At 65.9% G+C, this 12,294-nt stretch carries 9 protein-coding genes and 1 pseudogene; 6 read left to right on the top strand and 4 right to left on the bottom strand.

The features are described 5' to 3' along the window. The first annotated feature begins 344 nt into the window (after positions 1-344). Positions 345-755: a response regulator gene (locus Aco03nite_RS50990; RefSeq protein WP_203810237.1), complete on the top strand. Its 411-nt coding sequence runs from the start codon at positions 345-347 to the stop codon at positions 753-755. 162 nt (positions 756-917) lie between these two features. Here the strand turns inward: Aco03nite_RS50990 and Aco03nite_RS50985 are convergent, their stop codons facing one another. Both Aco03nite_RS50985 and Aco03nite_RS50980 read right to left on the bottom strand, forming a co-directional pair. Next, positions 918-1,178 (bottom strand): hypothetical protein, encoded by a 261-nt coding sequence (locus Aco03nite_RS50985; RefSeq protein WP_203810235.1) that lies wholly within the window; start codon positions 1,176-1,178, stop codon positions 918-920. A gap of 131 nt (positions 1,179-1,309) precedes the next feature. Next, positions 1,310-1,777, bottom strand: coding sequence for an ATP-binding protein (locus tag Aco03nite_RS50980; protein WP_203810233.1), 468 nt, complete (start codon positions 1,775-1,777; stop codon positions 1,310-1,312). Positions 1,778-2,093: 316 nt separating this feature from the next. Here Aco03nite_RS50980 and Aco03nite_RS50975 point away from each other — a divergent pair, with 316 nt between their 5' ends. After that, the gene (locus Aco03nite_RS50975) at positions 2,094-3,296 is read left to right on the top strand and encodes a PP2C family protein-serine/threonine phosphatase (RefSeq protein WP_203810231.1); all 1,203 of its coding nucleotides are present in this window, start codon (positions 2,094-2,096) and stop codon (positions 3,294-3,296) included. Positions 3,297-4,297: 1,001 nt separating this feature from the next. Continuing rightward, positions 4,298-5,121, top strand: a pseudogene (locus Aco03nite_RS50970) (SigB/SigF/SigG family RNA polymerase sigma factor). Between the two features lie 379 nt (positions 5,122-5,500). On the opposite strand, the gene Aco03nite_RS50960 reads toward Aco03nite_RS50970, so the two are convergent. Continuing rightward, positions 5,501-6,802, bottom strand: a complete 1,302-nt coding sequence (locus Aco03nite_RS50960) for a hypothetical protein (RefSeq protein WP_203810227.1) — start codon at positions 6,800-6,802, stop codon at positions 5,501-5,503. A 425-nt stretch (positions 6,803-7,227) separates the two neighbouring features. Between Aco03nite_RS50960 and Aco03nite_RS50955 the strand changes: the two genes are divergently transcribed. Beyond that, positions 7,228-7,371, top strand: a complete 144-nt coding sequence (locus tag Aco03nite_RS50955; protein WP_203810225.1) for a hypothetical protein — start codon at positions 7,228-7,230, stop codon at positions 7,369-7,371. 442 nt (positions 7,372-7,813) lie between these two features. Further along, positions 7,814-10,033 (top strand): putative bifunctional diguanylate cyclase/phosphodiesterase, encoded by a 2,220-nt coding sequence (locus tag Aco03nite_RS50950; RefSeq protein ID WP_203810223.1) that lies wholly within the window; start codon positions 7,814-7,816, stop codon positions 10,031-10,033. Positions 10,034-10,851: 818 nt separating this feature from the next. Here the strand turns inward: Aco03nite_RS50950 and Aco03nite_RS50945 are convergent. Next, entirely contained in the window at positions 10,852-10,989 is a 138-nt protein-coding gene (locus Aco03nite_RS50945; RefSeq protein ID WP_203810221.1) for a hypothetical protein, read from the bottom strand. An 878-nt stretch (positions 10,990-11,867) separates the two neighbouring features. Between Aco03nite_RS50945 and Aco03nite_RS50940 the strand changes: the two genes are divergently transcribed. Then, on the top strand, positions 11,868-12,294 hold a 427-nt coding region (locus Aco03nite_RS50940; protein WP_203810219.1), incomplete at its 3' end, for an MCP four helix bundle domain-containing protein.

The raw sequence follows: 12,294 nt of genomic DNA, 5'->3' as shown, positions 1-12,294 counted from the left end.
ACCCAGGGTGCCGCCCGCCCGATCGCTGGTCCGGGTCCGTTCAGGACTACGAAGAATCAGGGACGCGGCCCTTGGGCACAGGGGTTTCGGCCTTCCGTTTTCCTCCGAGCAAGCAGTCGCCTGTATCCGACGGTCCGGGAGACCGGTGATCGGGCATCATCCGGCTGTAAGACCCGTCGGGTTTAGCGTAGAAGTTGTCGCTGGGTACCTGTCCGGCATCGCGCAGGGCGTGGGCCGGGTGGCGGGCATCGATTCGCCGGCTGAGGGTACCGCTGTCGGTGACGGCTATGCGGGTTCCGCTGCCTTAGGAAGTGAGGCTGATCGTGGCGTTGGGTCCGAGTCGGATGTTGAACGTTCTGGTCGTGGATGATGACGATGCCGATGTGATGATGATCGAGGAGGCGATGCAGGAGGCGGCTCCCGGAACGGTCATGGTGCGGGCTTCGGACGGTCGTGCCGCCTTGGAGCTGCTGGAGGCGGGAGTTGGAAGCAACGGCCGGCCTGATCTGATCCTGCTGGATTTGAATATGCCTCGGATGGGTGGGCTGGAGACGCTGACCTGCTTGAAGGACGACGAGCGGTGGACGGCGATCCCGGTGGTGGTGCTGACGACCTCGGATGCGGCGCCGGACATCCTGGCGAGTTATCGGCAGCATGCGAGTGCGTTCGTGACGAAGCCGATCGATTTGGTGGCCTTCGAGGGAGCTATCCGGAAGATCAGCGACTTCTACCGTGATGTCGCCCGCCTGCCTTGACAGGGCCTCTCGAGCCGTGGTTGTGGTATCGAGCGGCTGGTTCTGATGCCATCTGTACCCAGACGACCTTGCCGGTTGCGGTCGACGTGGGGCGCACGCCCTAGGTATGCCAGACAGCGGCGATGATGAGCAGTCCGCGGCCGTCGATGCGTCGGGGTCGGGTCAACACGGCTGCGGCCGGCTCGGGCTGGCACCGCAGACTTCCACCAGGATGGTGCCGGCCTGGTAGATGAGAGTGCCTTCGCCGCCGGCGCCGGTGTGCTGCGTGACGTTCTGGACCACTTCAGTGATCGCCAGCAGGGCGTCGGCGAGGAGCGGGGACGGCAACTGCCAGCAGGTGAGGGTGTCCTGGGGCCCATCGTGGTGTGGTTGCGGCGGCCTGGTCGTGATCGAGTCGCCGGCTGACGGGTTCTCCGGTGGCATCCACGTCCCCCGGGTGGGGCTGCTTCTGCCTGTTCGGTCGCGTTCACCCGTTCTTCTTTGTGGAATTTTTCGGTGACGAGCGGCCCACGACCAGGGGAGGCTCGTCGATCGTGACAGCTTTGTGGCCGGCGTCAAACCGATCCAGATGAAAGCCCTGATCCTGGTATTTCACCGGAGTCGTTGAAAGCGGCCCAGATGTGTTTGCTCTCACCGTCGCGATACCAGCTGACCTGCAGTGATAGGGAGCGGGCGAGCATGAGCCCGAGGCCGCCGTCGCCCACGGCCCGTTCCGGTGAAAGTCGCGGGGCGTTATGGTGGTCGCGGTCGGCGACATCGAGAATGAGCCGGTCGTCGGCTCGCAACAGTCGGACTTCGGTGGGTGGCTGTCCATGCCGAATGGCGTTGGTGGCCAGTTCGGTGGCGACCAACACCATGCTGTCGACGACGTCATCCGACGGCCCCGGCACGTAGGGCTGCAGTGTCTGCAACGCCGCGGAGAGATTCGCTCGTAACCCTGTGAGGTCGGCGCTGGAAGACAGCCGCCAGCTTTTCAGCACGTGCGCGCCGAGCGGCAGAGGGAAAGTCTCCAGGTGGCTCACGGGTGGAGATGTTCCCGCAATAGCGGCCGTCACACACGCCCGCAGATCAGTGGCGGAGCATCCGAAGACGACCTGGAGGAAGGTCTTGGCTGTGTGCTGCTTCTGATATCAGGTGCGGTCTTGGCGCGGGTTCTGCTGGTGGGCGGGAGAACGTTGACGAGGGCGGGACGCGACAATGACGGCGACCGGATGGTTCGTACACCTATCGGACATCAGGTGGCATCGGCCGCTGGGTTCTTTGCTTGTCTCGATGTTGGTGTCCTGAGTTGAAGAGCCGGTCAGGATGACCACAGCCTTTGGTGAGGAAGGAAGCATTATGAGCGGCAGCGACCATGCCCCCGCGGAGCCGTGGGCTGTCGGCGCGCAGACGCCGCCGGTGATCCGGCCGCTGTCGTTGCTGCTTATCGAGGACGATTTCGGCGACGTGGTGCTCACACGTGAGCACTTGGCCGACAGCGGGCTGGCGAACCGTTGCGATCATGCTGCCAGCCTGGCCGAGGCGGTCGCGGTGACGGAGAGCCCCGACTGTGTGTTGCTGGATCTGAACCTGCCCGACGGTCAAGGGCTGGCGGCGTTGTCGAGGGTGTTGCAGCGCTGGCCGGATACGGCGGTGGTGGTGCTGACCGGCCTGAATGACACGGCGATGGGTGCCGCGGCGGTCGCTGCCGGAGCCCAGGACTACTTGGTCAAAAACCATGTGGACGGTCATCTGCTCGGCCGGGCCATTCAGTACGCCGTCCAGCGGCGGCAGGTGCAACTCACCGAGCGGCAGCTGCGGGAGAGCCGGTTACAGAGCCGGGAGAATCTGCGGCTGCAGCGCGGGCTGTTACCGAAACCGTTGACCACCGACCCGGCCCTGATCGTCGCCAGCCGTTACGTTCCGGGCCAGCAGCGTTCGCTGCTCGGCGGGGACTTCTTCGATGTGGTCCAAGACGTTCACGGCGCGGTTCACGCGGTCATCGGTGATGTCTGCGGTAACGGGCCCGACGAAGCGGCTATCGGGGTTGGGCTGCGGGTGGGGTGGCGCACGCTCACCCTGGCCGGGGTCGGTAAAGGCGAACGGATGCGGCTGCTGGAGCAGGTACTCGTGGCGGAACGCCCACATGACGCGATGTTCGCCACCTCCTGCACCGTCCGGATCTCTCCCGACCGGTCGGAAGCGGTGATCGTCAGTGCCGGCCATCCGCCGCCGCTGATCGTCACTGGCAAGGGCGCCTGCCGGGCGCCGGTCCGTTCACATCTGAGCCTGGGGATGTTTCCTGGCCGCGGCCGATGGCAGGAGACCACCGTCTCGCTGCCCCCGGGAGCTGGACTGCTGCTCTATACCGATGGCATCTATGAGGGTTTCGCCGACGACGGCGCCCGACTCGGCGAGGACCGGTTCCTCGACCTCGCCTCGCGGCTGACCCCGATCGGCGCTCCGGCCGACTACCTCACGGCGCTGCTCGCCGAGGTCCAGCGTCACGACATCGGCCGACATGGTGACGACACCGCCCTGCTCCTGCTGACCTGGACCTGAGACGGCAGCACATGACCGTGGCGTGGGCACGCACGATGAGGGCCCTCGCCGGAAGCGGGGGCCCTCATCGGTCTCGGCCGGGCACGGGGATCTATAGCCGCACGAACCCGGCCGGTGTCGTGAATGGATCATGCCCCGAGCCTGCGAGTTCAACCATCTCGGTTGCCTGATTCACCTGGCTGGTGGGTGGTCGGCGAGCGGTATGACAATGACGTCGTAGATGCTGGCAACTTCGAGGTGGCACCGCACTGCTCGGGTGGGGCCGGCCAGGGTGAACCGGCGGCCGGTGGTCTGGGAATGGTGGTGAGCTGCGTTAACGATCCCCACGGATGAATCCGGGGGATTTCTGTCCGGGATCCGGTAGGCCCGGAATTTCCAGCTCGGACTGCACCGGGTCCGCCGTCCCGGAGGGCGGAGGTTTGCTGTCTGATGTCGTCGGCAAGGGCCCGGTCGCGTGCCGCCGTGGCGAGGATCGTCCTCGCCGGGTGAGGTTACGATCGGCGATGTAGCCGGCGCAAACATCTCGTTGCGCAGCGATAAGGGCCGACTCCTCAATACCGGGGCGCAGCGTCGTGTTCAGGCCGGTGGGGTGCGGGCGGCGTGGCGGGCGAGGCAACGTCGTCTTCGTGATCGATCCCGGCGAACATGCTGTATAGGGCAGGTCGAGAAGTGGGGTAGTGGCGTGCTCCCGTGGGTGGCGGCCGTCTGATGTAGCTGCCGATCGCGGTCGTAGAAGGGCTCGCGGCGAGTGTTTCTATACAACCCGTTGGTGTAGAGCGGCATGGTCGATTTTGGGTGGCAGGTGCCGGAGGTGACTGCGCCGAGGTGCGCCGCGCACCGGGTCTCTGCGGGTCTCAGAACTGCCCTTTACCAAGGAACTCTGCGAAGCCTATCAATGACTTACCGTGACTCGTACTTTCGGCTATCTTTACCCTCGACTATTCGGCTATGGTTCTGCTGCCGATCGGACATCTGTCCAGGTAGAACAGCAGGAGGACACCATGACCGCGACTTCCGTCGAGACGGCTAGCGTAAAGGCTACCGCCTCGAACGACACGATCAGTGACGGTCGTGTGCAGGACATCGCGGGTGACCTCATCACCGCCCTGGCCGCGATGCCTGCCAACCACCCCTCCCGGCCCGCGCTGCGGGACAAGACCATCGAGGCATGGGTGCCGCTGGCCCGGCACATCGCCAAGCGGTACTCCGGCCGCGGTGAACCCACCGACGACCTCGTGCAGACCGCCACGATCGGCCTGATCAAGGCCATCGACAAGTTCGACGCGAACCGCGGCGTCGACTTCGCCGGCTACGCCATCCCCACCATCCTCGGCGAGGTCAAACGCCACTTCCGCGACCGCACCTGGTCGATCCGCGTACCGCGCCGACTTCAGGAGTTGCGGCTGGCCATCAGCGAGGCTAACAACAGCTTGACCCACAAACTCGGCCGCCCGCCGCAGGTCGCGGACATCGCGGCCCACATCGGCATCACCGAGGAAGAGGTCCTCGAAGGCCTCGAAGGTGCTCGCGCCTACAACGCCACCAGCCTGTCCACCCCGATCGGCCCCGACAGCGCCACCGAACTCGGCGAGCCCTCAGCGACGAGTCCGATGACTACGCCGTCGTCGACATCCGCGCCACTGTCGGACCCGCCCTGGCCAAGCTCGACGACCGCGAACAGAAGATCGTCAAGCTGCGCTTCTACGGCAATCTGACCCAGCAGCAAATCGCCGAGGAGATCGGCATCTCTCAGATGCACGTATCGCGGCTGCTCACCAAGGCCCTGGCCACGATGCGACCGCACCTTGCCTCCGCCGTCGTCTGAGTCATTCGCGTCTGCCTCCTGATGGGCGAGAGCGAAGCTACGCGCCTCGTGCACCGCCCGAAGAGCCACGCTGGCACATCGAATGTGTGGACATGCTTCGGCCCGAAGACCGCCCTTTGCCAGCACCACACCATGTCACCCGTGGCAGCACAGCCACGCGTTCATCGCTCTGCAACGCCTGACCCGTGGCCACGGTCGCGGACAACGGGCTCTGGCGTACTTTCCGTGAATGATCTCCGGGGGGAGATCGAACACTGACGGCTCTGCGAGCTCACGCAGGTCGGCCAGCAGCATCGAAGGCTCGACGTGGGCTGAGCTGGTCGCCGTCGCGAAGTGTGGCAGATCCCACTTTCCGCGACCGAAGCTAGCGGCTCCGCTGTCACGCGCGGTCGCGTAGCCGGGAGCCGAGGTAGACGCCGATGGCCATGCTGCACATCAGTGCGGTGGCTGCTGACACCACTGCGGCGGGCCGCCCCGCACGTCGACTGTCGGTGTCAGCGGGGCGCTCAATGGCAGGTGGTTCGTTCAAGGCGACCAAGCCGTCAGGGGAGCCGGCGACTTCAGGTGCTGTAAGTCGTCGATTGATGGCTGTGGTGGAACTGTTGACCAGCAGGCCGGCGAGGAGCACCATTCCCGCGGCGGTGGCCAGCAGGCCAACGATGCGTATGCTGGCTGTAGCGGCGCTCATGCCTTCGGGGTCGCCACTAACCAGTCTGCTGAGCAGCCAGTACAGAGCGTCCCAGTACGTTACGGGGCGCCCGCTGCAGTCGCCGTCCGCGCACGCGGCAGCCTCCACGTCGGCCACGACGCGGGCAAGAAACGCTGACACGGTGACGAGCAGGACCGACCACACGTAGTACACCGCGTATCGGCCCCACTGCCAGAAACGCTCCGGCAGATCCGGCAGCGTGACCCGCCACGACGCATCCCGCGACAGCAGCAGGGCCCGGGGCCCGGTGACAAGCTGACCCGCGTACGGCGACGTGAGTACGGTCTCGCAGGCGTCCGAGGTGGTGATGCCCCGTTCGAGGACCAGTAGCCGGCCATCGAGAGACGACTGTGACAGCAACAAGTTCAGGTCTCGACGCAGGCTTGCGGAATCGAGGGTATGGCAGATCTGCACTGACCAGTGCTGCGTGCGCATCTCATCGACAGCCATGCCACCGCGATAGGCTACCGGGTCGCGCGGCAACATCGTCCTGAAACAGTCTCGCATCGCCGCCGAGACGAAAACCACGAAGAAGAGGGCGATGATCGCCAGCAAAGCCCAGGCGGCAGCCATCGACAGCGGCCCGGAAGCTGTGCCGCGGCGAACGTTGATCAACCACCACGTCACCGGCACGGCAGCGAGGTACAGAATGCTTAGCCCCACCAAGACGGGCCAGTACTCGTCCACCACGCGAAGTCCACGAGCGGTCCATGGTGAGTCAGCCGGCGCTTGATGTGGCACGCCGGGCTTCTCTAGCAGCAGGAAGTGCTTCGCCGAGCGCCAGACCAGGCGCTTCTCCCGGGCGGCGATGTAGATCTGCAGGGAGACCGGACCCCGCGACCGCAGAATCGGAACAGTTGTTGCCCGGGGGCGCAGCCACCGAATGACGGCATCGCCGTGCTCGGAGCTGCGCACGCTTCTTGCCGCGCACCAGCAGTCAGCCAGGCTGGGAATCGACATAAAGATGGTCACGCCCCCATGGTCGCGACGCGCGTCCACCGACCCAGACGGGCGAGGTGACTGGCTCTCTGCTGATCCGCTGACGAGCAGCTTGCCAAGTAAGAAGGGCTTGCCGAGCCGTGCAGGAAGCTGGACTCGAGTGCGCTGCCAGCTTCGTGGTGGGCTCTGACACATTCTTCGTGACGGCGACCGGCTTAGCCCACGTCGAGTCTCGATGCTGGCGCCTGACCTGCGTGAGCTCGCATAGCAACCAGTTTTCAACCTCCCCCGGAGATCATTCACGGAAAGTGTGCCAGCCAGAGCCAGGCAACTACACCATTTGGTTGCATCCTTGAGCACCATGATCATCACGTCGAAGCCGGTCACGGTCGCGAGAACCAGCTCCGCACCGGGCCTGATCCGCCCTCGCCGTGCAGGTCAGCGCTATGCACAGCGGGGTGACGCTGGTGGCGGCCGAAACCAGCCCTGAAAACGGCGGCACCGCAACGGTCCGCTATCTGGGGGCCGGGCGGCTGCAACCGCGGTTCGTCTCGCGGACCCGCGAGGGTAAAGCGCCGGGCAGTTACGGCAGCAGTTCGTAGGGGACGGCAGCGGATCCGTGGGGTCAATCGAGTTCGGTGCGTCGCCGAAGAGGCGAGGTGGGGCCATACCGGATACAAGGGTAACTACCCACGGCCATCTCCGCCCGGGTCACCGCCATCGGGCCCCGCAAACGCCCTGATAGATGCCAGCATGACCGGTTGGTCCACCGGTCCGCGGGTATGAGCCGCCAGGACTTGCCAGATGGCCGGGGCCCTGCGGCTAGCACAGCCTGGGGGCACATGCTCCGGTATCGCGATTATCGCTGCTGGTGGCGGACACGGTGAGAAGGTGACCGTGGGGGGTCGCCTGCCATTCGCGAAACGCGGCCGGTCGTGAGCCAGCAACCGTGCGAGTGACGGCGAGTAAGTGCCAGCCGCGGGGGGACGGGTGACGATCACGAGAACAGCAGGCTGGTTTCGATCACTCCGAAACGTGCCGGTGATGATGCTGGTGGTGATCACCGTCGCCACCCAGTTCCTCGGTGTCCTCGACGCAGGGCTGCGACCACTGATCCTGGCGGTTACCCTGCCAACGCTTGACCTGCTCGGCGCCTTCTACAGCGCCCGGGCTGCCCGGCACAGCGCGTTCGCCGTGTACTGGCGCATCGCCGCCGCCGGCCGACTGTGCGCAGTGCTATCGGTTGCCGTCGGCATCATCGGCAATCTCGGTGGCGGAGAAGGCTGGGCCTGGGCGAATATCGCCGCGCAGAGCACCGCGCTGGGGCTGCTCGCCAGCGCCGTGTTGTTCAGCCCGTTCCGGCTGCTGCACAGCCGCGAAGCCGTAACCTTCCTGGCACAGGTGGTCGCCGTGTTCGCCGGCGGGTTCATGCTGCTCTGGAATTCGGTCCTCATCCCCGTTCTCGCCAGCGGTCACCCGCTGCAGATATGGGTCGCAGCCCTCTGGCTACCGCTGGGCAATCTGCTGCTGTTCTCTGCGGTTGCTGCCAGCCTGCTCTCGGGAACGGTGACCCAAATACGAAACCCGATCACCGTTCTGGTCGCGGGCCTCGGCCTGTACTCGGTCGCCGGTAGCGGTTGGCCCGTATTGACCGCTCACGGCCTGCACACCGGGCAGTCCGCGATCGCCTGCCTCATCCTGACCACCGCCGCCCTGCTGATGACGGTCGCACCGATGCTCATCGAACCACGGCCCCGAGCCCCACTGACCATGCCGATCCGGGTCACCCCGGCGTGGGCGCCGTACCTACCCGTCGCGGCACTCGCTGGTGGCGGCACCCTGCTGATGGTCGTCTCGATCCGGGAGGACGACCTGATCCCGTGGGGCGGGCTGGTCGTGGCAATGACGGTGATGGCCGGCGCCCTGTCGGTGCATCAGCACAGCCTGCTGCGCGAACACCGGGACATGATCGTCACCGACCCGCTGACCGGCCTGATGAACAGGTCCGGCTTCGACGCCGCTCTCACCCAAGCCCTCAGCCGCGACGAACAACCAGCATTGCTGCTGGTCGATCTGGATGGCTTCGCCTTGATCAACGAAGCGCACGGACACGCCGCCGGCGACGCCGTCCTGATCGAGACAGCACACCAGCTCCGCGCCAGTATGCGCTCCGTCGACGTCACGGCCCGACTCGCCGGCAATGAATTCGCTGTCCTGGTGAACGGCCGTCTGAGCGAACAGGCCATCATCGCTGTGACCACCCGGATCCTGGAAGCTTTCGCCACCCATCCTGTTCATATCGGCGGCGACACCGTGCCCATCCGTGCCAGCATTGGCGTCACCACCGCCGCATGCAGCGACCCCCTCACCCTGTTCACCAGAGCTGGAATCGCGCTTTACCAGGCCAAACGGGCTCGCACCCACAGTTATATGATGTGGGATGTGTCGATGATCGACCGCCGCGCCGACGATGCCGCTCTAGCGGCCGAACTCGACCACGCCCTCGAACGTGGTGAGCTGCAGGTGCTCTACCAACCCTTGATCGACCTTGGCACCGGCCGGCCGGTCGCCGCTGAAGCCCTGCTGCGTTGGCACCATCCGACCCGCGGCACGATTTCTCCTGTCACCTTCATCCCTATCGCCGAACACACCGGCGCGATCGTCGCTATCGGCGTATGGGTCCTGGAAGAAGCCCTCCGGCAGCTCGCCGCCTGGCCCGACAACCTGTACATCAGCGTCAACCTGTCACCCCGCCAGCTCCAGGAACCGACCCTGGTCCACGAAATTCTCGCCGTACTCACTCACGCCGGCGTCGACGCCAATCGCCTGGTCCTCGAGGTCACCGAATCCGCCCTGGTCGACGCCACCAGCGCCGTTGACGCGTTGACGGCGCTCCGCTCACACGGGGCCCGGATCGCCATCGACGACTTCGGCACCGGCTACTCCTCAATGCGCTACCTGACCCGGCTACCCGTCGACATCCTCAAGATCGACCGCAGCTTCGTCGCTGAACTCAACGACACCACGCATGGATCGGCGATCACCGAGGCGATCGTCCGCCTCGCCCAGGTCCTCCATTTGACCACTGTTGCCGAAGGCATCGAAACCGAACAGCAAGCCAGCGAACTACGGGCGCTGGGCTGCCCGATCGGGCAGGGCTTCCTTTATTCGCCGCCCCGATCCGCAGCCGCACTGAGCACGATGATGGCCCCTGCTTCCCTGGTACCAACCGATCAGCGCACCGATCGCATCAGTCCGCGGTAAACCGCGTCGGCGGCTGCCCTCAGGCGCGCTCCGGCTGCCTACTGCACGGGATCCGGCTCGGTGAGGCGGTGCAGGACCGGCGGGGCCCGATGATCAACCTTAGTCGGCAGATGTCGATACTCGATGATCGACGTCTTCGGCGATGACACCCGCTTGACCGGTCAGAGCATCAGCCCCGTCTGTGGCCCGTCGCTGTGGAGCAACTTCACGATTACGGCACCGGCAGGCATCAAGCATCCGACGGACCCCTGGCGCCAGCCCCGGCCACTGCGACCAGTTGTCGGCCCCGGCGGCAGACTCGCACGGCTGGAGGCCACCCCCAGATCCCACTCCCGGCGGGCTGGGACTTCGCCGGACCCACGCCCATTCAGACAGAAGCAGGCAGAACTACACCCACGAGGCGATTCTCCCGGCCCAGGGCTTCCCGTAACCCAGCATCTAAAGGAAAACCTAAGTGACACCGAGACACCCCTGCTGCTGTCGACAAACCGAAAACGCACGCTCACCCGGTTGACGGTGAGGAACGTGGCGAGGACGGGCGCACCAGCGGGCGGCTGGACGCCGCTCAGCTCGACCTCCCCGGTAGTGACGCGCGGCAGTACGGCATCGGTGTCACCGAGCCGGATGAAGCGCAGCAGCTCCTCGAATGCGGCCGGGATCCGGCTCAAAGTTTCCGTGAGTAGCGCCAGTTAATCCGGGTGGCGGCGTAAGGTCAGCAGCGCCGTATTGATGCGGTTCGTGGTGGTCTCATGGCCGCCGATCAACACGCCGACGGTCATCGAGACCAGTTCGCACTCGGTAAGCTTGTCCTGTTGCTCCTAGGCATGGATCAGCGCGGTGGCCAGGTTGTCGGCTGAGCCGGTGCGGCGGGCGGCGATCAGGGTGACGAAGCTGTCAACGCTGTACGGGGCGCTGACTGGGTCAACGCGCCAGTCGCTCAAAACCGCGTCGGACAAGGGCCGCCGAGTTCCCCGCAGCGGACCGGCCCGACTGCTGCACAGCCGCCCGTCCGATCTATAGTGGCCGCGCCGGGCGCCCCTCCCCGGTGGGGCGCTCGGCACCTTCGCCAGGTTCGATGTCGACCGTCCTGAAGACCAACCATGGAACTTCGTGTCACACGACAAAGTCCGGATAAGGGTGGACTCACCACCCGTTGAACTCTTAGCGAATGGATCCCTGCACCACGGGCCTGTCATCGTCGGCGGTCCTTTCGGAGAAAACGCTGCCCAGGCACCGACCGGCGGCTGGACCGAGGTGGTGCGGGCGTGTCCACACCCGAGTCGAGGCCGACAGCATCCACCTGTGCCCGCAACGGCGTTGATCTCGACCGCATCCGTCCCAGGCACCGCGGCGCTCAGCGGGCGAGATCGCGCCCGCCGTACTCTTCGCGCCCGACTCAACCTTTGACTGTCTGGCAAAACCGGCGCCGCCTCGGCTTCCAATGCCGGCTGTCGCCGCCGTGATGCGGCGTGTTCGGAACCTCGACGCCGATCACGTGGTTGCCCGGCAGGCTAGCGAGGCCACGCGACTGGCGTCGAGAAGGCCGCGACGCTGGGCCGGGGCTTCGATGGCACCTGGATCTCCGCCGATGGTCTGTTGGTCGGCGGCGTGACCAGAGGGCGGAACGACGCGGCGCTCATCTTCCTCGGCGAGTCGAGTACAGCTCCAGGCCGGCAGAGGCCGGCGACCAGGTTGGCGACGCTGCGCTGGTCTCCTCGGCTGGGAGCGAACCCGACTGCAACCGGATTCATAGGACCGGATTCGCAACTTGTGGCCAGCCCCGTCGAATAGGGCGAGCAGTGAAGTCCCCCTCCTGCTGTCGAAGGATCCGCCCATGCCCGCTGGAACCTCGCGTCGTCCCCAGTTCACCGACCTGTCCACCAGTGTAAAAATCCTCACCGCGGTCGGTCTCGCGGCGCTGGTGGCGATCTCCGTCGGGATCGCCGGGGTGGCGGCGCTCTCCTCGGTGAGCAGTTCGGCCCGCCGGATCTACAGCCGTAACCTGATCGCCGTCGCCTCGATCTCCCGGGTCCGGGCGGCGGTGCTCAAGGCCCGGCTGGACGTGTCGAACCAGGCCCTCGCCGTTGACGCGGCGGGCACGAAGAAGTACACCGAGGCGTTCGACACCGACGCGGCCGCTTTCGACGAGGCGATGGCGCAGTACCGGGCGGTCGGCCCGGCCGGGGGCACCACCGCCGTGGACTCCCTCGAAGGGCTGTGGGAGTCGTACGTAAAGGTGGTCCGGGAGGAACTGCTGCCGG

The organism is Actinoplanes couchii (genome assembly GCF_016862075.1).
GTDB lineage: Bacteria > Actinomycetota > Actinomycetes > Mycobacteriales > Micromonosporaceae > Actinoplanes > Actinoplanes couchii.
Note: the sequence above shows the minus strand (reverse complement) of the source record. Positions and strands in the feature narration are given on the sequence as shown.

Excerpts from the sequence above, each read along its gene's own strand:
- Aco03nite_RS50990 (WP_203810237.1), top strand. The coding sequence starts at position 345 with ATGTTGAACGTTCTGGTCGTGGATGATGACGATGCCGATGTGATGATG.
- Aco03nite_RS50985 (WP_203810235.1), bottom strand. The coding sequence starts at position 1,178 with ATGCCACCGGAGAACCCGTCAGCCGGCGACTCGATCACGACCAGGCCG.
- Aco03nite_RS50975 (WP_203810231.1), top strand. The coding sequence starts at position 2,094 with ATGAGCGGCAGCGACCATGCCCCCGCGGAGCCGTGGGCTGTCGGCGCG.
- Aco03nite_RS50950 (WP_203810223.1), top strand. The coding sequence starts at position 7,814 with ATGATGCTGGTGGTGATCACCGTCGCCACCCAGTTCCTCGGTGTCCTC.